21 protein-coding genes are annotated in these 19,864 nt (G+C 56.9%); 9 read left to right on the top strand and 12 right to left on the bottom strand.

Features of this window, described 5'->3' with window-relative positions; all coding sequences use genetic code 11:
• Positions 1 to 58 precede the first annotated feature (58 nt).
• Both I6J23_RS03865 and I6J23_RS03860 read right to left on the bottom strand, forming a co-directional pair.
• Complete coding sequence (locus I6J23_RS03865) at positions 59 to 757, bottom strand: hypothetical protein (RefSeq protein WP_204582602.1); 699 nt, start codon at positions 755 to 757, stop codon at positions 59 to 61.
• Positions 758 to 901: 144 nt separating this feature from the next.
• Entirely contained in the window at positions 902 to 1,786 is an 885-nt protein-coding gene (locus I6J23_RS03860; RefSeq protein ID WP_204582601.1) for a helix-turn-helix domain-containing protein, read from the bottom strand.
• 270 nt (positions 1,787 to 2,056) lie between these two features.
• On the opposite strand from I6J23_RS03860, the gene I6J23_RS03855 reads away from it, so the two are divergent.
• From I6J23_RS03855 to I6J23_RS03845, 3 genes are all read left to right on the top strand, one after another.
• Entirely contained in the window at positions 2,057 to 2,695 is a 639-nt protein-coding gene (locus I6J23_RS03855; RefSeq protein WP_204582600.1) for an SDR family oxidoreductase, read from the top strand.
• A gap of 97 nt (positions 2,696 to 2,792) precedes the next feature.
• Positions 2,793 to 3,695, top strand: a complete 903-nt coding sequence (locus I6J23_RS03850; RefSeq protein WP_204582599.1) for an alpha/beta hydrolase — start codon at positions 2,793 to 2,795, stop codon at positions 3,693 to 3,695.
• A 58-nt stretch (positions 3,696 to 3,753) separates the two neighbouring features.
• Entirely contained in the window at positions 3,754 to 4,668 is a 915-nt protein-coding gene (locus I6J23_RS03845; protein ID WP_204582598.1) for an alpha/beta hydrolase, read from the top strand.
• A gap of 47 nt (positions 4,669 to 4,715) precedes the next feature.
• On the opposite strand, the gene I6J23_RS03840 is transcribed toward I6J23_RS03845, so the two are convergent.
• Positions 4,716 to 5,450 (bottom strand): hypothetical protein, encoded by a 735-nt coding sequence (locus tag I6J23_RS03840; protein ID WP_204582597.1) that lies wholly within the window; start codon positions 5,448 to 5,450, stop codon positions 4,716 to 4,718.
• Positions 5,441 to 5,707 (bottom strand): hypothetical protein, encoded by a 267-nt coding sequence (locus I6J23_RS03835; RefSeq protein ID WP_204582596.1) that lies wholly within the window; start codon positions 5,705 to 5,707, stop codon positions 5,441 to 5,443. The genes I6J23_RS03840 and I6J23_RS03835 overlap by 10 nt, the downstream gene beginning before the upstream one ends.
• 204 nt (positions 5,708 to 5,911) lie before the next feature.
• On the opposite strand from I6J23_RS03835, the gene I6J23_RS03830 reads away from it, so the two are divergent.
• The 5 genes from I6J23_RS03830 (at position 5,912) to I6J23_RS03810 (ending at position 10,876) form a co-directional block, all read left to right on the top strand.
• A complete protein-coding gene (locus I6J23_RS03830; RefSeq protein WP_204582595.1) occupies positions 5,912 to 7,186 on the top strand; it encodes an esterase-like activity of phytase family protein in 1,275 nt (424 codons plus the stop codon).
• 231 nt (positions 7,187 to 7,417) lie between these two features.
• Positions 7,418 to 8,041: a DJ-1/PfpI family protein gene (locus I6J23_RS03825; protein ID WP_204582594.1), complete on the top strand. Its 624-nt coding sequence runs from the start codon at positions 7,418 to 7,420 to the stop codon at positions 8,039 to 8,041.
• Positions 8,042 to 8,161: 120 nt separating this feature from the next.
• Entirely contained in the window at positions 8,162 to 8,398 is a 237-nt protein-coding gene (locus I6J23_RS03820) for a hypothetical protein (protein WP_046203376.1), read from the top strand.
• 205 nt (positions 8,399 to 8,603) lie between these two features.
• Entirely contained in the window at positions 8,604 to 10,037 is a 1,434-nt protein-coding gene (locus tag I6J23_RS03815; protein WP_204582593.1) for an FAD-binding oxidoreductase, read from the top strand.
• Between the two features lie 77 nt (positions 10,038 to 10,114).
• On the top strand, positions 10,115 to 10,876 hold the full coding sequence (locus I6J23_RS03810) for a decaprenylphospho-beta-D-erythro-pentofuranosid-2-ulose 2-reductase (RefSeq protein ID WP_204582592.1): 762 nt from the start codon (positions 10,115 to 10,117) through the stop codon (positions 10,874 to 10,876).
• Between the two features lie 56 nt (positions 10,877 to 10,932).
• Here the strand turns inward: I6J23_RS03810 and I6J23_RS03805 are convergent, their stop codons facing one another.
• The 5 genes from I6J23_RS03805 to I6J23_RS03785 form a co-directional block, all read right to left on the bottom strand.
• Positions 10,933 to 12,588 carry an alpha-keto acid decarboxylase family protein gene (locus tag I6J23_RS03805; protein ID WP_204582591.1) on the bottom strand — a complete coding sequence of 552 codons (1,656 nt, stop codon included), beginning with the start codon at positions 12,586 to 12,588 and terminating at the stop codon, positions 10,933 to 10,935.
• A gap of 187 nt (positions 12,589 to 12,775) precedes the next feature.
• Entirely contained in the window at positions 12,776 to 13,597 is an 822-nt protein-coding gene (locus I6J23_RS03800; protein ID WP_204582590.1) for a PspA/IM30 family protein, read from the bottom strand.
• Between the two features lie 541 nt (positions 13,598 to 14,138).
• Positions 14,139 to 14,513 carry a thioredoxin gene (gene trxA / locus I6J23_RS03795; RefSeq protein ID WP_046203381.1) on the bottom strand — a complete coding sequence of 125 codons (375 nt, stop codon included), beginning with the start codon at positions 14,511 to 14,513 and terminating at the stop codon, positions 14,139 to 14,141.
• 226 nt (positions 14,514 to 14,739) lie between these two features.
• A complete protein-coding gene (locus I6J23_RS03790; protein ID WP_204582589.1) occupies positions 14,740 to 15,651 on the bottom strand; it encodes an ABC transporter ATP-binding protein in 912 nt (303 codons plus the stop codon).
• Positions 15,648 to 16,415, bottom strand: a complete 768-nt coding sequence (locus I6J23_RS03785; RefSeq protein WP_204582588.1) for a hypothetical protein — start codon at positions 16,413 to 16,415, stop codon at positions 15,648 to 15,650. Before I6J23_RS03785 ends, I6J23_RS03790 begins: the two co-directional genes overlap by 4 nt.
• A gap of 630 nt (positions 16,416 to 17,045) precedes the next feature.
• On the opposite strand from I6J23_RS03785, the gene I6J23_RS03780 reads away from it, so the two are divergent.
• A complete protein-coding gene (locus tag I6J23_RS03780) occupies positions 17,046 to 17,246 on the top strand; it encodes a heavy-metal-associated domain-containing protein (RefSeq protein ID WP_046203386.1) in 201 nt (66 codons plus the stop codon).
• Positions 17,247 to 17,323: 77 nt separating this feature from the next.
• Here the strand turns inward: I6J23_RS03780 and I6J23_RS03775 are convergent, their stop codons facing one another.
• Genes I6J23_RS03775 through I6J23_RS03765 form a run of 3 tightly spaced genes read right to left on the bottom strand, consistent with a single transcriptional unit; the run spans position 17,324 to position 19,720 of the window.
• Positions 17,324 to 17,662 (bottom strand): fluoride efflux transporter FluC, encoded by a 339-nt coding sequence (locus I6J23_RS03775; RefSeq protein ID WP_204582587.1) that lies wholly within the window; start codon positions 17,660 to 17,662, stop codon positions 17,324 to 17,326.
• Complete coding sequence (locus I6J23_RS03770; protein WP_239454982.1) at positions 17,659 to 18,123, bottom strand: fluoride efflux transporter FluC; 465 nt, start codon at positions 18,121 to 18,123, stop codon at positions 17,659 to 17,661. Before I6J23_RS03770 ends, I6J23_RS03775 begins: the two co-directional genes overlap by 4 nt.
• 7 nt (positions 18,124 to 18,130) lie before the next feature.
• Positions 18,131 to 19,720 (bottom strand): cation:proton antiporter, encoded by a 1,590-nt coding sequence (locus I6J23_RS03765; protein WP_204582586.1) that lies wholly within the window; start codon positions 19,718 to 19,720, stop codon positions 18,131 to 18,133.
• Positions 19,721 to 19,864: the final 144 nt, after the last annotated feature.

Here is a 19,864-nt window from a genome sequence, read left to right as displayed (position 1 = left end):
ACAAATGCCGGGGCTGGTGCGCTGATTATTCCCTACTTTGGGTTTGGCGGGCCGTCTGTTAGTGCTCAGTTGTGCGTGTGACCAGGGGAATAGACTGTGGTTCTTTGCCGCCGAAGTGCTGCAAATAATCGGTGGCTTTGGCCCGGCGCTGGACATCGATGCCGTTCCACGTGTCCACTAACCGTCGAATGCCCTCCGCCCAAGCCCAGCACTCTTTGGCCAACGGGTTGTCGACGCCGAGCGCGTCGGCGGCGTCATAGGCAGGGTCCACATCTGCGACGGCGGGGTAGGTTTGCCCCTTCAAAGTGCTCTGGCCGTTCGCTTTCCGACGCGCATTTTCGGCCTTCAGCGCCTCCTTATATGAGGCCACTGCTTCCTTGATCGCTGCGACGGTCTCGTCGACATTGACGACGCTCCACGTCGCGGTTCCTCCGTCGGATGCCCCACTTCCTTCGTCAGTGTCACCAATGGCATCATCAATGGTGGCGAGTGCTTTTCTGCCACTGCCGGTCGCTACCACAGGGTGACCGTCGATAAGCATGGGAAGAACGGATTGATCGAGTTTCGCTCCCGCCCAGGATAACTTATCCGTTTCACCAGGCTGGATGCTTGTTTTCCCCGTACCGACGATCCACGCGCCGACGAACTGACCTGTTTTAGCTAGCGGATCGGTGTCGACATGCCACACTGCGGTGGGCCCTTCACCGGCTACCACTGCGATGACGGGGTAGTTGCCGTCGGATTCAGCAGACGTCATGTGGTCCTCTTTCTCGCCTCTTTGTGCGTTACATACCGCGAGGCGTTGCGTGCCGCGAGTTGTTGTGCGTACCACTTTATGACGTTGGCCGCTCGCGCCTCTCATCCAAGCACCCAGTCTTATGGTCTGAGCCAAGCGCCCAAGTCACGGTCGCTGCAGCTCAGATGAGCTATTCACGTAATTCGTCGCAGCCATGGTGGCAAGCAGACGCAGTCCATCGCGTGTTGCTGGGTGGTCTGGTTCGGGGGTGTAGCCCAGGAGCCGCAGACCAGGATTCCCCACCACATCGAGGGCTTCGTAGCGCAGCCAGAGTTCGCCAACCTCAGCGTCATGCACAACCTTGGTTCCCCGTCGGTGATCAGCGACGTCACGCGCGGACCAGCGCGCATCGAAGGCCTCGCTCTGCTGGGACAATTCAGCGATCAGTGCATCGATGACCCGGCTAGGTGTGCGTGCCTGCTCAAGGCGGAGCATGGCGACCGCTTCATCAGCGATAGCATCCCAGTCATCGAAAAAACGCAGCGAATCCTCGTCGAGGAATACGTAGCGCGCGAGGTTCGGGCGTGGCCAGTTCTCGAACACTGGGCGATACAACGCGCGGCCGAGCTTGTTGGCAGCAACAATGTCGAGCGAGCCATTCTGAACTAGTGCCGGGACGCCACCCATCGCATCCAGCAACTGTTCTAACCCCAGCGGCAAGCATGTCGGCGTCGGCTTCGCGCGATGGTGGGAGGAACCGGGCCGATGAGAGGGACGTTCGCCGGCCAACTCGAATAAGTATGTGCGTTCGGCATTGTTCAGTCGGAGGGCACGCGCAATCGCGGTCAGCACATCATCGGAAACGCCTTTTGCCAAGCCACGTTCAACCTGGACGTAGTAGTCAACGCTGATAGCCGCGAGTGAGGCCACCTCTTCACGCCGGAGCCCCGGCACCCTACGACGGGTACCCCGCGGTAAGCCGACTTCCTCCGGCTGTAGCTTGTCGCGACGGGAAATAAGAAACTCGCGCAGTTCGGTGTTGGCAGACACAACCTCAACAGTAATGAGGAGCCCACTCCGAAGCCATAGGTTATGGGTACTCCCCAACAGCTCCCCTGCGAGGACGAAACCCCAGTCATAGGCGCTCCCCGTATGGTGGAGGGTCAACGGCTGGAGTTGATGGAGTTAAAGATACGGCTCTTCGAACAGGCACTGACAACCCCTGGATGGCATGGGGAACCGTCGATACCCTCGAGCTCGAAGACGTTGTTAAGTCAGCATTGTTACGTCATACCAAAGCAACCCAACAAAGGAGTTAGCATGACCAACGTTATCGTTCTAGGCGCCAGCGGCCAGATCGCCCGCCACGCCATCCCCACGATCGCGGACCAGGCTGACCACGGGGATAGCCTCACACTGTTTGCCCGCAATGCTTCCAAAGTCGATGCGCCCGACGGGGCCCGCATCGTCGAAGGTGATGTGCTCGACGCGGACGCTCTCGGTGCAGCGCTCGAGGGGCAGGACATTGTTTATGCCAACCTTGCAGGAAACCTCGACGAGCAGGCACGCGCACTTATCGATGCCATGAAAACGGCCGGGGTCGCGCGCCTGATTTTCGTCGATGCGCTCGGAATTTACGATGAGCTGCCCGAGAAATTCAACACCTGGAACCGGGAGGCCATCGGCGGCGAGGCGTTGACCATTTACCGCCGCGCGGCAGACATCATTGAGGCTTCGGATCTGGACTACACGATCGTCCGCCCAGCGTGGCTGACCAATAAGGACGAGACCGATTACGAACTCACCCAACGTGATGAGCAGTTCAAAGGGACCGAGGTGTCGCGCAAGGCCGTCGCTGCATTCATTGCGTCCATCATTGCCGACCCAACCCAACACTCGCGCGCCAACGTCGGGATCGACAAGCCGGGTACCGACGGCGACAAGCCTGCCTGGTACTGAGAACCCCTGGTTGAGGATTCCGCTCGTCCATATCGTGGGTGGCGTAAGTCACTACCGGCTCATTTCAAGAAAAGAAGTTTCAAGGAAGGAACCTGTAATGCAGACTGACGTTAAGTTTTCCAGCGGAAACCAAACCATCGCGGGCACGTTGTTCATTCCCGACGACGCGCAGGGTGCAAGTCCCGCGATTGTCATTAGCCACCCATTCGGCAGTGTCCGCCAACAATCACCGATCAATTACGCAACACGGCTATCCAAGGAAGGCTTCGTCACATTAACGTTCGACGCCGCCTACCAGGGAGAAAGCACCGGCGAACCCCGTCAGCTCGAAGACCCCTTCATTCGTGTCGAAAACATCAAGGACGCCGTTAGTTACCTAGCGACGTGTAAGGAGGTCGACGCCGACCGGATTGGTGCTCTCGGCATCTGCGCCTCCGGAGGGTTCGTACCGTTCGCCGCGTCCAGTGATATTCGGATCAAGGCGGTCGCCACTGTCAGCGGGGCCGACCTGGGTGACGTGTACCGGTCCCAGGCTGAGACGCTGCCGAAATTCCTCGAAGCCTCGGTACAAGCTCGCACCGACCGTGCAGCGGGTAAGGACGTCGAAGCACAACCAATGATCCCGATGACCCAGGATCAGGCAAACGAGTACCCCGATCGTTCGATGTACAAGGAAGCCTACGACTACTACCGCACGGACCGTGCCAAGGATGACCGAGCACCGAATACGGTCGATCCGACGAGCTTCGACCGCATTGCTGTGTTCGACGCCTACGGTTTCATCGATCAGATCTCGCCCCGTCCGCTGCTCATGATTGCCGGAAGTGATGCGGACACGCTGCCGTATTCGCAGAACGCGATTGAGAAGGCTCAAGAACCAAAGGAATTGTTCATTATCGACGGCGCGTCACACGTCGACCTCTACGACAAGCCCGACTACGTCGACCCGGCTGTTGCCAAGATGAGCTCCTTCTTTCGCGAGAAGCTCGCGGGCAACTAATTATTTAACGAACTGATTCCTCAAGGCGAACTGACCAGCGACCTGTAAAGGAACAAACATGAGCAAAAACATCAATATCAAGACTCTCAACGGTTATGGCACAACACTCTCTGCAGTAATCAACTTCCCTCCAGAGTTCGAGGCCTCACAGACCTATCCCGCCATCGTCGTTTCCCATCCCGGTGGTGGCGTGAAGGAGCAAACCGCAGGCCTCTACGCCAAAAAAGTCGCCGAATACGGATTTGTCACCGTCGTCTACGACGCGTCCTTCCAGGGCGCCAGTTCTGGTGAACCCCGTCAACTGGAGAATCCACATATCAGGACCGAGGATGTCAGCGCTGTCGTCGACTACCTCACCACTCTGGACTACGTCGATAACGAACGAATAGGCGCCATGGGAATTTGCGCCGGCGCTGGTTATACCGCCAACGCCGCGATCAATGACCCGCGGATCAAAGCCGTGGGCACCGTGAGCATGGTTAATATCGGGCAGATGTTCCGCAACGGGTGGGACGGATCGGTTACCGACGCCGAAGCGGCACCGATTCTCGAGCAGGCAGCACAAGCGCGGACCACTGATGCCGCCGGTAAAGACAACGAGTTCCCCCTCGCACCGATGAACGAGGACGATGCTCCCAATGAGGAGCTACGCCAGGCGTGGGAGTACTACCACACCCCGCGTTGCGAGCACCCCAACGCCCCAGGTTGGATGACTACGCGTAGCCTGTCGCAAATCATCACATACGATGCTTTCCACAAGGCCGAGGCTTATCTCACTCAACCGCTGCTGATCATTGCCGGGAGCAAAGCAGGGTCGAAGTGGATGAGCGATGATCTCTACGAACGAGCCGCCAGCACCGACAAATCCCAACACGTGGTTGACGGCGCAAACCATATGGACCTCTACGACGGTGAGAAAGAAGTAGCTGAGGCCGTCAGTAAACTCGGCCCATTCTTCACTGACAAACTCTAAGTCGCAGGCTATGAGCCCCAGGGGATGGCACCGCAACCAGCGGAAAACTAAGCGCGTGTCCTCAGTACGGAGTCGAGCTTGGCGTCGAGTTTGGCATTGCGCTTATCCTCCTGGAAGCTCAACGCAAAGCAAACAATGCCGACGAGCACCCCATACACTGTCCACGGCCGTGACTCAGTGATATGCGTGCGGATGAACGCCACGGCTTTTCTTCTGATGAAGCGGGAGAAATAAAACGACCCCACGAAGTAGCCCACCACGGCGCTGATAGCCAGACCCAATCGTGCCCAACCCCACGGGCTTGGGGCTCTATTTTCATCAATTTTCGACGGTGTGGCCTGCGGTGATTCACTTTCTGACGGCGCGGTCTCCGTCGAAGAGGTTTCCGACGGCCCAGTTTCGGACGCCGCGGTGGTTTCCAACCTCGTGGTCTCAGACGCAGCGGCGTCAAGCGATGTATCTTTTCCTGGGCTGGATAATTCCTTTGCCCCAACCCTCGGAGAATTATTATCCGCGCTTGCCAGATCTTCCGACGGCTGTGTCGTCATCCATATCACCGCGAACGCGGATCCTAGTAGCCCGACCTTCGTCGCCACCCGGCGCGGCTTCGACTCGATGCCACCTGAGGCATACCAGCCACCGATCAGGGAAGATACCAATACACGTTCAACAAGGCGGGAAACACCTCGTTCGTCTGGAGGCAGTGCGTTGATACGGTCTCTCGCTTCGTTGAGACGTCGTGTGACTCCGTGGGGAAACTGACCTCTCCTGCTTAGGTGCATGGCACCAAGACTAACAAGGCTTTACTCATTGCCTCTTTTGCTTTTGCACCGGAATAAAGCTGCGCAGTCATCCGACCAGCGATCAGCGCTGAGACCTGCCGTGCCACCGCACTAGGGCTCGGAACTTCCAAGCACGCTAAAGCGTCGGTAATAACGTCGTGCAGATCGCTCGCCATCTGTGCAGCGGATGATGCAAAGACTGGTTGCGTCCGGGATGCACGAATAAGTTCGAGCACGACGATAGCTTCTACCGCCACTTTCCTCTTGTACCAAACCAACACCCGGGATGACTCTTCTCTCGGCAGACCCCGCCTGCGTTCGTTTCCACGATGCAATATCGAAAGAAGAGTGTGGGGGCAAATGAACAACAACTAAACTTCCAGCGAACCTTCCGCAAAATTCTGCAGCGGTATAGCGAGCGACCACCATCACTACGCATGCCACCTGTTTTCATAGTGGGTGTGAAAATACGTACTCGCTCCAATCACAACCGGAAGATCACCCCTCTGATTGCTCCCCCACTTATTCTCACCACGCTCATTACGGGGTCCGCAGTTGCCATCTCAGCAACCCCAACCACCGCAGATTCGGCTGTCCCATCTTCTAGCGCTCCGAGCCCAGGCGCGACAAACCAATCCCGTTATAACGGCATGTTCGACCTCGGCAAGGCGACTCAAGATCCTAGTGTCGGCGGATTATCCGGACTGGCCTCTCTTGCTGATGGTTCCTATCTAGCCATCTCAGATGACAAAGGCGATTATGGTCCCACCCGCGCATACCGATTGAACATCGATAACAGTGGGCAGGCACAAGTCATCGGCCGGGTCGTTTTCACCAACCCAGATGGAAGTGCGTACGATCCTAAGGAATTCGACGCGGAAGAGATCCGCCAATTGCCCAACGGGCACCTGTTGTGGACGACAGAGGGTGGGTCACAAGGTGCAGAGAATCGTTCCGCCCTTGTCATCGAATCCGATAAAACCGGGCGTGAGATTCGCCGTATTCATCCCCCGCAGTACCACGTCCCCAACTATGAAGATGTGCCGGACACTAAAGAAGCTAAAGGCATAAGCCCCAATAAGGGGCCAGAAGGGATGACCATTTCTCCTGATGGAAAAACCTTTTACACGATCAACGAAAACTCTCTGGTGCAGGATGGACCAAGCAATACTCCCCAGTCGGGATCCAAAACGCGACTAACCGTCTACGACACTGCGACAGGGAAGCCCAGCGCGGAATACGTGGTTGACGTAGATCCCACGTATGCCCCCAAAGCCGACCGCGGATATGCTTCCCTGGCTACATCCCCGGATGGAAACCTTTACGCCCTACAACGCGGATATATCCCCAAACAAGGAAACCGCGCAGAGATCTACCGATTAGATGTAAACGGAGCTACCAACGTTCTCGGCCGGGAACGCCTCAACGGTACCGAAGTAGCAGTCAAGCGCGAGAAAGCCTTCGATTTCGTTGATTCGAAACTCGGTAATAGCGCACATCCGGGTGCCAGAGGCGTTCCGGAGTCTCCCGAAAACGTGGAAGGCATGACCTTCGCAGGCCCGCCAGCAGGAACCTCGGCTACCAATTCCCTGTCCGCTGGCTCCCGTGCCAACGGCCGAGGCACTGGAGTATCTAAAACTCCAGTGGGAAACAATCGTGTTTACCTCATCTCGGACAATAACTTCAGCGATTCGCAACGCACGGTAGTCCATTCCCTGGACATCGCTCCTCGCTAGTGGCCCGCCACCAGCGGATACTCATTCGTGACACTGCTGCTAACACCCGACGATCGTAGGAGATAAACAGCACTCCACGATCTCGCCGCACAGTCTCGCGCAGCATCTCCACTACCTTCGCCGTGGCGATGGGATCGATCATCACGGTCGGTTCGCCCGGCTCATAACCGATAAAAGGAACGTTCACAGTGAAACCATGACCGCAACTACGAGGTCCTCTATCATAAGTCCATGGCAGAGAACGTGGTTGAAAGGCACCTCGCGGTAATACTTTTCGACGGATTCGAGTTGCTTGATGCGTTCGGCCCTATAGAGTTCTTCAGCGCAATCCCCGATGTAAAAATTGAACTGGTAGCTCAGAGGAGCGGCCCCGTCCGAAGCGCTCAAGGCGTTGAGGTAATTGCGGAATTAGAGTGCGGCGCGCTTAACGATCCAGATATCATTTTGGTCCCCGGAGGTATGGGAACACGGACGTTGGCTCACGACGAATCGTTCTTGTCTTGGCTAACGGATATTGGAAACCGATCGGAGATAGTGGCATCAGTTTGTACGGGATCGGCGCTCTTGGCCGCGGCTGGTCTGCTCGAAGGCCATCGAGCGACGAGCAACAAACTAGCTCTTGAATGGGCGTCCTCATTTGGCGACGATATTTCTTGGGAGTATCAAGCGCGGTGGGTGCACGACGGTTGTCGATGGACATCCTCGGGTGTTGCAGCCGGCATGGATATGACCGCCACGCTGATTGGACACCTGTTTGGGCGAAAAGTTCAAACGGAAGTAACCAAGCGCATTGAATACCAACCGCAGACCGATAGCACCACCGATCCCTTTGTACGCTTCCAGGGCCCGCGTTAAGCAACCGTTACGCGATTCGACCAGAGCAAAAGCACCGAAAAGACCCCAGCCCAGCGTCGATAATGAAATCCCGGTCACAGCAACGCTGAAATTTCAGCGTCACCCCGTACACTAGGGAACATGTTCGGACGAAAATCAGCGGCTGACAAAGCTGCGGCCGCCACCTATGAAGCTGCGGAACGCACCACAGTCCCGCTGGACGTGCCCATGACGCGGATGATGGCCCAAGAGCTACCTATCTTGGATAGTTCATCCCGGCAACGGGTCAATGACCTGCTCAGAGAATATGATGGGCCGCTCATTACCAGCGTGGACATGTTGCCCGAAGAGATACGCGACATCATGAACCTCTACTAAAGCCCGTCTCCCCGGTGTAGGCTCCCATCGAGTCGATACTCGCCTATCACTGCGACAGGCGTACAGCTATGGCGTAGAACTATACGGGTGGTAGCGCGGGAGGCTTTGTGGCCGCTCACGGCTCCGGCCGAGAACCCCAAGGAGGCTCCCACGCTCGTGTGATCGCGCACAACCAATCTGACGTATCAAGGAGAAAGAGTTAGAAGTGAGCTCAACCACGACAGATCAACTACCGCTAGAGCACCGTCGTCTCACAGGGTGGGGGCGCACTCAGCCGGCTTCCAGTGAAGTCCTGTCCACACCCGACCTAGACCTGATCGCCCGCGCGGTGCGGGAGGTTGCCGAGCAGAACGAGGGTAAGCCCGACTACCTCAAGCGCGGCGTCATCGCCCGTGGTCTGGGCCGTTCCTACGGCGATCCGGCCCAGAACAGCGGTGGACTTGTTATCGACATGGCTGCGCTCAGTGAAATTCACTCCATCGACCCGGACACGGCTATTGCCGACGTCGACGGTGGCGTCACCCTCGACCAACTCATGAAAGCCGCACTGCCTTACGGCCTATGGGTTCCGGTACTCCCCGGCACCCGGCAAGTCACCATCGGCGGTGCCATCGGCCCAGATATCCACGGCAAGAACCACCACTCAGCCGGTTCCTTCGGTAACCACGTCGCCTCCATGGAACTGCTGGTTGCCGACGGCCGCATCCTGCACCTCGAGCCAGAGGGCAGCGCTGACGACCCAGATGGCGAACTTTTCTGGGCAACCGTTGGTGGCATGGGCCTCACCGGCATCATTGTGCGCGCACGCATCGCGATGACTCGCACCGAAACCGCCTACTTCATTGCCGACGGCGACATGACGGCGTCGCTGGACGAAACCATCGAATTCCACTCTGACGGGTCGGAGAAAAACTACACCTACTCCTCGGCCTGGTTCGACGCTATTTCTCCCGAACCGAAGCTGGGCCGTGCCGCTATTTCCCGCGGATCCCTGGCCACCCTGGACCAGTTGAAGGAATACGCCCCCAAGCTGGCGAAAAAGCCGTTGAAGTTCAACGCGCCTCAGTTGATGACCGTCCCGGACATCTTCCCGAACTTCACGATGAACAAGCTGACCATGATGTCCATCGGTGAGCTGTGGTGGCTGAAGTCCGGAACGTACCGAAATAAAGTGCAGAACCTGACGCAGTTCTACCAGCCGCTCGACCTCATCGGTGAGTGGAACCGCGGGTACGGCTCCAAGGGCTTCCTGCAGTACCAGTTTGTGGTCCCGCGCGAAGCCGTCGACCCATTCAAAGAAATCGTCCGCGACATTCAGCGCTCCGGGCACTACTCCGCCCTCAACGTCTTCAAGCTGTTCGGTGAAGGCAACCGCGCACCTCTCTCCTACCCGATGCCCGGCTGGAACGTCTGCGTCGACTTCCCCATCAAGCCCGGCCTCGGTGAGTTCCTGGATGACCTGGACAAACGAGTCATGGAATTCGGTGGACGCCTCTACCTAGCGAAGGAATCGCGCACTTCGGCCGAAAACTTCCACAAGATGTACCCCAAGATGGACAGCTGGCTGAAAACTCGCAACACCATCGACCCCAGCGGTGTGTTCGCCTCGGACATGTCCCGCCGTCTGGAACTGCACTAATCCAATCCCACCGCACGAATTGCATCACTCCGCCGGGTCCTGTGACGGGCTCGGTACACAGAAAGGGTTCTTTCTTTATGCTTAACGCCGTTGGGCACGCACAATCCATCCTTCTCCTCGGGGGAACGTCGGACATGGGCCTCGCCATCGTCGAGGAATTCCTCTCCCGAGGCTCCGCCTCCGTCACCCTCGCAGCCAGGAAGAACAGCAAAGATCTCCCCGCCGCGATTGACCGGATGAAGAAAGCAGGGGCGTCCGAGGTCCGCACGATCGACTTCGATGCTCTCGACACCAAGTCACACAAAGCCGTCATTGATGAAGCCTTCAGCCACGGCGATATCGACCTCGCCATCGTCGCATTCGGTATCTTGGGCGACCAAGAAGAGTTGTGGCAGAACCAAGAAAAAGCTGTTCAAGCTGCAGAGATCAACTACACCGGCTCGGTCTCCGTCGGTGTACTGCTCGGCCAGGCAATGAAAAAGCAGGGCCACGGGCAGATCGTGGCCATCTCGTCCGTCGCCGGTGAGGTCGTCCGACGCTCCAACTTCGTGTACGGCTCCACCAAGGCCGGGTTCGACGGTTTCTACCGCCAGCTAGGCGAGGCGTTGCGCGACAGTGGCGTCCGCGTCCTCGTCGTTCGGCCTGGCCAAGTGCGCACACAGATGACCGAAGGCCTTGATGACGCGCCACTGACCGTCAATAAGGAAGACGTCGCGGCGGCCGTCGCGAAAGCTGTCGATGACAACAAGTCCGTGATCTGGGTCCACCCGCTGTTCCGCTACGTCATGATGGCCCTGGCTCACACACCGGCCGCTATCCTGCGGAAACTGCCTATCTAAGGCGCGCTAGCGACGCAGGTCCCGGCGCGAATAACCGGGATCGGGCGTCAGTGCGGCTACTTTGAGTTGGCGTCGTTAATGGCCTTCCCGATTTTCTTCAGCAACTTCGGGTAGTCCTTCGGCGCGGTGCACACCTCAATGAGCACCAGCCGATCCTGATTCTCCTGCGCCGTCTCAAAGACGTCATTAAGTTCTGCGCGCGTGGTGGCCTTCAGCGTCACCACTTTATCGTCGGTGCCGCCGAGGGCCTGCGGAATCGTCCGCCAATCCCACGCCGTGATGTCGTTGTAGTCGGCGTCCTCGCCGTGAATCGAGCGTTCCACAGCGTAGCCGTCGTTGTTCACCACAATGACGACGCCGTTGACTCCTTCCCGCATCCAGGTGCCTAGCTCCTGGACTGTCAGCTGCGCAGAACCGTCGCCGATAACGAGCACTGGGCGTCGCCCCGGGCAGGCGAGACCGGCGCCCATTGCAGCAGGGAGCGTATATCCGATGGACCCCCACAACGGCTGGCCAATGAAGGTCGTGTCCGCCGGGAAACGCATCTTCGCTAGGCCGAAGAAACTGGTCCCCTGATCAGCAACAACGATGTTTCCCTCAGTCAGCACCCCAGCTAACGTCGGCCATACATCGTCTTGTACCAAGGGCTCATCAGCACCCGCAACCCAGTGGTGCGGCTCCGGTTCCGGAACTGCCCCCGGGGTACGGTCCGCGAAGGACGGAGCAAGCTCAGCAAGTGCGTCCAACGCATCAGCAATGTTCAGCGGAGCAAAGGTTTTATCGCCCACCTTCGCGTAATTAGTGGCGATATCCACACAGCGTGCCGGGTCGATCTTCTGGCTGAAGCTGGCCGTCGTCGTATCGGTAAAGCGAACACCGGCCATAACCAGGCGATCAGCCCCCTCCACAGCTTTGCGAACGTCAGGCTCGGAGGCTGCGCCCGCATACACGCCCAAGAAGAACGGGTCTTCCTCATTAACCAGCGTTTTGCCCCACATCAAGGTGGCATGAGGAATACCGGCGCTGAGCAGCCGGTTCAGGTTCTCCGTCGCCCCCATCCGGTGAACCAGGAGATCCGCCAACACCGTCACGTCGCGCCCCTCCAAGAATTCAGAGGCAGCCGCGCGGAACTCCGCCAGAGCACGGTTGGAGGTGTAGGACCGGGCACCACCCAAAGGAGACGATGGCGGCTCAACCTCGACGCGGGCGACGTCGGTAGGTACCACAATGTATCCGGGCCGCCGATGTGTCTGCACCGCGCGGAGAACGCGATCCACCTCGTCGACCGCATCGGCCGGGGTCAGATCAGCGACGGCACACGTCACTTCGCTAGCCATGCGTCGAAAATGAGAAAAATCACCATCACCAAGGCTGTGGTGCAACAACCGTCGGGACGCCTGCGCATCCTTCGACGGGGCGCCGACAATGTGCACCACCGGAACGTTCTCCGAGAAAGACCCAGCGATCGCGTTGATAGCCGAGAGCTCGCCCACCCCGAATGTGGTGACCACGGCACCGATGCCATTCATGCGTGCGTAGCCATCGGCCGCGTAGCCCGCGTTCAGCTCATTGGCGTTGCCGACCCAATGCAGCGCATCATGCCCCGTAATGTGATCCAGGAATTCCAGGTTGAAATCACCCGGAACCCCAAAAACATCCTTAATGTGCAGTTCAGCTAAGCGATCTGCAATGTAATCAGCAACCGTATACATAGTTCTCCTTCGCAAGGCTCGGTGGAGCCTGCATCGTATGGCGAGGGGTTCATCACGTGTGCTCGACGTGGCAGGTTGGCCACGTGTACACGTGACGACGTCGATGTCGCTGGGTTCGCGACACCCCACCCATACTGTCAGGAAAACGTATTAAACAGGTTGCGAGGAGGTAAAAAATGTCGATGAATTATTTGCCCTGAGTAGTATTCGACCCCCCGGTGTCACCGGAATCGAGCTCACCCTGCGGCGTATCTCCCGCGTCTAAGGAACGGTTACCAGCCTGTCCACCATGCATCTGGGCCCTAATCTCTTCCAACCGAGCCGAAGCCTTGATATCACGACCAGCGGTTTCAATCTCCGCCATGCGGGTATCCACCGAACTCTCCGTGAGCTCCTGCTTACCAAGAGCATCCGCGTAGCGACGCTCGATCTTGTCGCGTACCGAATCCAAGCTAGGAACAGAATCATCCGTGGTACTCAGCGCGTTCATTGACTCAGCAGCTTTTGCGGACTCTTCTTGCATCTTCGTCTGGTTAACCTGCGCCCGTAGCTGATCGATCTGCCCCAACTGCTCCTTCAGATGGGCCTCCGACTTCTTCACCTGGGCCTTAGCCTGCTCCGCGGCCTGAGCATTACTGTGGTGAAGCTGCTTTGTCTCCTCAATCTGCTGTTCGACGCTGACCAGTTGCGATGCCACCACCTCAGCTGTGCTGTTCCACTCGCTCGCCTGCTGGGCATCCCCCTCCTGCGACGCTTTATCCGCAAGCTGCACTGCTTTCTGAGCCTGAGACTGAAGGTTTTCTTGATCCTTAATCAGCCGGTTGAGCTTCATCTCAAGCTGCCGCTGATTTCCCAAGACAGACGACGCTTGCTCCACAACAGCCTGGTGCTGTTTCTTCGCCGCCTCTGTGGCCTGCCGGATCTGCACCATGGGGTCTGCTTTTTCATCGATGGTGCTATCAAATTTAGCCATCGCGTATTTCCACCCTTTTGAAAAGGGGTTAGCCATCACAATCTCCTTAGCGTCTGTCAGCATCGGTCGACCCTACTGTGCGGTTCACGCGCGCTCTGCAGTTCAGGCGTACAGTGCACTATGGACAACATTGATCGCAATCGTAAACAATCCTGAAGCACGTGTCCGTGTCAGATGGCGAGTCCACCACACAATCCATACCGACATTACCCATCGAGCCCAAAACACAGTGAGTTTTAGGCGATATAGCGTCGGCAGGACCGGCATCTCCCCCACAGCCGTGCCAAGGAAGGAATGGAGTACTCATGGACGTTCTGAACAGCATCCTCGCACTTGCCGAGCACCTTCTGGCAATCTCCGGCAACCCCGGACCCGTCATTCCCGACGGCACCACAATCAAGTAGGTAACGACGTCGCGAGTCTGCTCTCGCTGACAAGTCTGCGACTACGAGTAGCTCTGTGACGTGCGAATACGCGCCCCACCGATACACCGACGGTTGGGGCGCGTCGTGCTATGTGCATGATATGTAGCCGGTTGTACATTTACGTCGCTACTCCCCCGATAGCGTCGATGAGGCTACTCCCCCGATTCTTTAGCTTCCTGCTCCGCGATCTGCTTCCGAACCTCATCCATGTCCAGGTTCTTAGTCTGCTCAATGACGTCCTTAACCTGACCAGCAGAATGGACGCCCGCATGACGGTAAACCAAAACGTTGTCCCTAAACACCATGAGCGTCGGGATGGACTGGATACCCAGCGAACCCGCGATCTCCTGGTTGGATTCCGTATCTACCTTGCCAAAAGTCACATCAGGGAACTGCTCAGAGACTTCCTCGAAAATCGGTCCGAACATGCGACAGGGGCCACACCATTCAGCCCAAAAGTCCAGCGCAACAACACCATGAGAGACGGTATCGGTGAAATTATCCTTCGTCACAGTAACTGTAGCCATAAATTCCTTTCACTAAGTTTAAAAAGACGGCGCTCCTGGCCACTTTAACTAGGCCACTTTAAGGGGCCGACGCACACGGTCATCACGCCGTCTACCTGCACTATATGAAGCAGAGACCTTTAGGCGGCCCATCATAGACCAGACAGTCTACAACTGCAGCGGGGATGGGTGCCTTCACATGCGAACGTGGATATTGCGGATACAGAAATGACGAAACCGAGGACACCTATTCATTCAGTTCTAAGTAGATGCTCTCCAATGACCTACTTTCCTTAGTGAGGCCTTCAATCTTGACACCATGCCGAACCGCTACTTCCGCGATCGTCGCTGTGTCTAATCCACTAATAGAAAGTGTATGCCCAGACACACCATCAATATGACCACCATTGGTGACCATGGCACGTTGAGCAGACTCAGTATCCCCTCGGACTGTTAAAAGAACGCTATTCGTCGTTCGTAGCTGGTCAAGTGGCTTTTGAACTATCGTTCGCCCATTTTTAATCATGACCACATAGTCTGAAAACTGCTGAACCTCGTTCAGCAAGTGCGATGAAATCAAGGCCGTTCCGCCGGAACTAATATATTCCTTCAGCTTGTTCTGAAATGCGATCGAGCCATCTGCGTCCACCCCATTATGCGGTTCGTCCAAAATCACGATCTCAGGATCGTTGAGAAATGCCACCGCAAGGCAGACACGTTGCCTCATACCCAGCGACACCTTCGCAAGCTTACGGTTGCGAGCATGAGCGAGACCGTATTCGTCGAGAATGCCGATCGCTTTCTTCTTAGTATCTGAAATGCCCTTCAATAGCATTTGACTGCGAAGGAAAGTAAGTATCGACACCCGTGTATCTATCCATTCGGGATCGAGAAGATAGCCAATCGATGCCCGGCAATGATCAATCCCGACGACGTGCTCAGAAGAGTCAGGACGTCCTAGATCGATCGTGACCTTGCCAGAATCGGCATGGGTCAGCCCCGCAATAATCTTCATTATTGTCGACTTACCCGACCCGTTTGGCCCCAACAACCCCGTAATCTTGCCCCGCGGAACGTCGAATGTCATATTCTCCAAAACCGGGACTCTTTTCCCAAACGACTTATTAATTTGTTCAACCGAAATTGCCGACGAACTCATGCCTCATACCTCCACAGACGTGCCGCACCACACGCAACGGCCACGACACACCACAACCCAACTTCAAGCAGGCCCTTGAGCGACGTTGCATTAGCTTGCGTTAGTTTGTCCACGGCGAACGGGAAGCTGTGGTGGAGCAGGAGATCACCCTGGTCGTGACCCATCGCCATCAAGATGGCACCCGCCATCGGGAGAATGAGCATGATAATAATGATGAACGTGAATGACAGGGTTACGTTTCGAGCCAGATGAGAGATCCCACCAGTGATCACTCCAATGGCCACCATGCACACCGCCCATGACAGCCCACGGATACATTCCCTAGAGACAGAATCAGTGGTGACGTTAAAACTGGTTACAACAAATAAGGCGATTAAAAGTAAGCCAAAAAATAAGATAAACACTAGCCAAAAAGCCAGGGAGATAATAGCGCAAGTAAGCAGGCTAGCGACATAAGTGCGAGAACGGAAAGGAATGGAAAGAAGGGTGTAGTTTACTGATCCCTTCGTGTAATTACCAGCAATATACAGGGATAATATGAAGGCAACGAAGAAAAAAGCTAGCTCTGAGACATTAGCTAAGCCCCCCGTAAAGCCGATCGGCTTGTTGTTATGTCGCGACACCCCTACGGCTAAGCCGACCGTGGGGATGGCCATCACAACCAGCGAGACTTTCAGCGAAGTGGTGTGTATGAACGTCGTCAATTCGGACTTAATGCCATTGAGTACGAAGCCGGTTTTACTATATGACTCACTCGGTCTCATGTGCCGCCTCTTTCTCCACCCGTTTTTTCTTTTCTATTCCCTGACCCCAAACACCCATTAACCCAAAAAAACCGGCGAGCGGCATAATAAAGTCCCTAAAGCCGTGCAAGCCAACCGTAAACACAATGAAGACGACTACAGCTACATAAGGAACGAGGATAAAAAAGCCCCGTCCAGTTGGGAAGATACCGGGGTAATAAATACTGGAGTGCGATGCACGCTACCGCTATGACGGTGAATATAAGGCCGCCCACTTATTTCTCCCCTCTGCCCTCTGTAAGTCCCATTAAGGTTCGCTGCGTGGCGTATTTAGCATGGCTCAATAGGGTACCGTTACCTTAACATGAGGGAGCGCCTCTGAGCTCATCAGATTAACTGAAAAAGCTACCCCAAGCCCACTACAGGGCCTATGCGACGAACGAGCACCCCTAAATACCCCTAAACATGTGCAAAATAGAAATTGTCACTAGTGCAAACTAACAACAATAACTAAAGTTTCGTTCCACACGGGGCTATTTCGCGCCCCACGCTATAGCCTATGGAGCACACACCCGCCTGTGAGGCACCAGCTAGCACTGGCCAACCATCAGTGGCCATCAACACGACAGTACCCCACAAGGAGATACCCCAATGATGAAGAACTACACCATCACCGGCATGAGCTCCAACGAAGGAGCCGCCACCATCAAAAACGCGGTATCTCAGGCACGCGGAGTACAAAACGTCACCATCTACAACGACGGACACATGACCGTCGAAGGTGAAGACTTCGGCGATGCCGACATCAACGAGGCCGTCACTGAAGCTGGATACGCCCTCGAGCCCAAGTAACCCTCACTTTCTCCGCGCCACGCCCCGGGCGCAATGCCTCTGGCGTGGCGCCCCCGGCGCGACGTACCCGATGCACCCTACCCGGCGATGATCAACCCGACCCACGCCGCGAGGACCGCCACCACCAGCGTCGATAATGCATAGATGGCGCCACGGCCACCGCTCCCTTGAGTGACAGCCTCTACAGACGCCGTGGAGAACGTGGTATAGCCGCCCATCATCCCAGTCCCCAAAAAGCCCAATACTGCTCCCCCAGACAGGCCTGCTACACAGAGGCCAAGAACAAACGAACCGGTCACGTTGATCACAAACGTGGCCCACGGGAACTCCGCCGGCCACCGTGTGCGGATCCACGCATCCACCGCATATCGCAGGCACGCACCAATCCCACCGCCGACCGCCACGAGCAGCATCATCGCCGAGGCACCTCACTACGACCGACGCGCTCCCACCATGCCCCGGCAAACGCCGCAATCGCGCCACAGATAACACTAAATAACGCGTAGTACACCGCGAAACTCATGCCCATCAGGGACCCGGATCCCTGCACGCCGGCAGCTCCGACCCCCGGGAACCACCGAGCAATGTCCACGGCAAGCGTCGAATATGTGGTTAAACCGCCGCAAAAACCAGTCCCCAACAGCAATTTTGCGTTCACACGGCCCAGGCGGGCGAAGCGTGCACCCAAAAAACCAAGCAAAGCCGCTCCCACAACGTTCACCGCGAAAACCCACCACATAGTGGGCACCACGGCGCTCACCACGGGGCTCGACGTCAACACATCACGCACCAATGTCCCCACGGCACCACCAACAAAAACCAGCGCAGCCGACCCAACAAAACGCTTCGACACCACAGAACTTTTTTCACGAGACACAGCGCACCTACCTTTCTCGGAGCCCCATGACAGAATTTTCGCCACTCGCAAGCGTCATGCGGTCCAACTGCGCCAGCACTTCGTCGATAATGAACGGATCCGCGCCTGGCTCGAATCGAGCCGACATAACCTCGACCTGGGCAGCCTCGATCGCCTCCAATCGGACGGCGGTCACTTTCCGACGCACCTCGCGCAGGCGACGCACCGCATCCTCATAGTTCTCTGGCTCGTCGTCCTTCGGGACGCCCGTCATGTCGCGGAAACGACGCGCGATAGCCTGGATAGCCTCAGGTGGGAGATCCTCGCCCTTCGACTGCAGCACATCCATCGCGGCATTATGCGCGCGGCGCAACAAACGATCCATCGTCGCGTCGGCAATCGCATCATTGCCCTCATTGACATTCAGCTTTTGCATCATCCACGGCAGCGTCAACCCCGGAACTACCATCGTGCAGAACAGCACCGTGATCGCGATTAGTGGCATTTCGTTATAGACATTGATATAACCAGCGGGCACCGACAAAACCAGGGCCAGCGTGACCAAACCGCGCATCCCTGACCACGTCAACACCAGCACTTCCTGCAAACGAAGCGGGGACACGTTCTTCTTTTTGCCGTGCTTGTTCAACAAATACTGGTCATACATCCACACAAAACGCACCGCGAAGAGGACACCGGAGATGACCAAACCCCACACAATACCTTCGCCGATACGCGTCGAGGTCTGCTCCACCGCGTTACGTACCGACAAACCGATCAGGCCGAACGCCAGGCCCGTCACCAACAGCTCCGCGGTTTCCCAGAACGCCGACCCCGTCAAGCGATCCTCAGCCGCCGTCGCCGACACACGCGACGTCATCTCGACGGCGGCAACGACCACGGCAATAACACCCGACGCGTGAATCTCCTCCGCGGCGATATACACCGCGAATGGAACCACCCAGCTTAATGCGTTAACCGTGTTTGATCCCGCGGTGTACTCCAATGCCCGGCCGGCAACATGACCGATCAACCAGCCCAAGGCAATCGACGCCACAGCTGTATACCCAAACTGCAGCAACGCCGAGCCCACATGGATTGGGTCGTCGTTATACAAAGAATTGAGCGCCAACTGGAAGGCCACCAACGCTACCGCATCATTAAACAAGCCTTCCGTCTGCAAGGTGCCGATCACGCGCCGAGGAATTCCCGCCGGCTCCGCAACGGCCTCCACGGCCACCGGGTCCGACGGAGCGACCGCCGCGCCCAAAGCAATCGCCCCCGCGACTGACAATCCAGGGATCAACACCATTGATGTCCCGGCCACCGCCAAGATCGTGACCACGACCAACAACACCGACAAAGACAACAGCGTCCGCCACTGGGAACGGATGAGCGGCCACGACAAGCGCCGCGCCATCGCCCAAATCAGAGGCGGAAGGAATAACGGAAGAATCAGATCAGGAGGTAATGAAATATCCGGAATCGCAGGGAAGACCATCGTCGCCGTCGTTAACAGGGTTAACAACACGGGCCACGGGAGGTTGGTCCGCTCGCCGATGGACACGACGATGACCGTCGCAAACATCAGACCCACAATCACAATGAGGGTCTCCATGCCCGCCACCTTTCATTACTACCTACACACTGTCCCAGCCACTCCTGCGTGGGCAACTGCTTATGCCACGTACTTATACGAGGTCTGGGGCCAGCTCACCAAGTGCCACATGAGCGCCAGGGGCACCTCACACGCGGGCATGTA

It is taken from the genome of Corynebacterium kroppenstedtii (genome assembly GCF_016894245.1).
In the GTDB taxonomy this organism is placed as follows: domain Bacteria; phylum Actinomycetota; class Actinomycetes; order Mycobacteriales; family Mycobacteriaceae; genus Corynebacterium.
The sequence above is the reverse complement of the archived record's forward strand: the minus strand, read 5'-3'. Positions and strand labels throughout refer to the sequence as shown.

Bases quoted from the DNA above. Each gene is read 5' to 3' on its own strand.
- I6J23_RS03790 (WP_204582589.1), bottom strand. From the start codon at position 15,651: ATGAGTTCGTCGGCAATTTCGGTTGAACAAATTAATAAGTCGTTTGGG.
- I6J23_RS03865 (WP_204582602.1), bottom strand. From the start codon at position 757: ATGACGTCTGCTGAATCCGACGGCAACTACCCCGTCATCGCAGTGGTA.
- I6J23_RS03800 (WP_204582590.1), bottom strand. From the start codon at position 13,597: ATGGCTAACCCCTTTTCAAAAGGGTGGAAATACGCGATGGCTAAATTT.
- I6J23_RS03765 (WP_204582586.1), bottom strand. From the start codon at position 19,720: ATGGAGACCCTCATTGTGATTGTGGGTCTGATGTTTGCGACGGTCATC.
- I6J23_RS03810 (WP_204582592.1), top strand. From the start codon at position 10,115: ATGCTTAACGCCGTTGGGCACGCACAATCCATCCTTCTCCTCGGGGGA.
- I6J23_RS03825 (WP_204582594.1), top strand. From the start codon at position 7,418: ATGGCAGAGAACGTGGTTGAAAGGCACCTCGCGGTAATACTTTTCGAC.
- I6J23_RS03845 (WP_204582598.1), top strand. From the start codon at position 3,754: ATGAGCAAAAACATCAATATCAAGACTCTCAACGGTTATGGCACAACA.
- I6J23_RS03840 (WP_204582597.1), bottom strand. From the start codon at position 5,450: ATGCACCTAAGCAGGAGAGGTCAGTTTCCCCACGGAGTCACACGACGT.
- I6J23_RS03805 (WP_204582591.1), bottom strand. From the start codon at position 12,588: ATGTATACGGTTGCTGATTACATTGCAGATCGCTTAGCTGAACTGCAC.
- I6J23_RS03780 (WP_046203386.1), top strand. From the start codon at position 17,046: ATGATGAAGAACTACACCATCACCGGCATGAGCTCCAACGAAGGAGCC.
- I6J23_RS03785 (WP_204582588.1), bottom strand. From the start codon at position 16,415: ATGAGACCGAGTGAGTCATATAGTAAAACCGGCTTCGTACTCAATGGC.
- trxA (WP_046203381.1), bottom strand. From the start codon at position 14,513: ATGGCTACAGTTACTGTGACGAAGGATAATTTCACCGATACCGTCTCT.
- I6J23_RS03855 (WP_204582600.1), top strand. From the start codon at position 2,057: ATGACCAACGTTATCGTTCTAGGCGCCAGCGGCCAGATCGCCCGCCAC.
- I6J23_RS03820 (WP_046203376.1), top strand. From the start codon at position 8,162: ATGTTCGGACGAAAATCAGCGGCTGACAAAGCTGCGGCCGCCACCTAT.
- I6J23_RS03775 (WP_204582587.1), bottom strand. From the start codon at position 17,662: ATGATGCTGCTCGTGGCGGTCGGCGGTGGGATTGGTGCGTGCCTGCGA.
- I6J23_RS03850 (WP_204582599.1), top strand. From the start codon at position 2,793: ATGCAGACTGACGTTAAGTTTTCCAGCGGAAACCAAACCATCGCGGGC.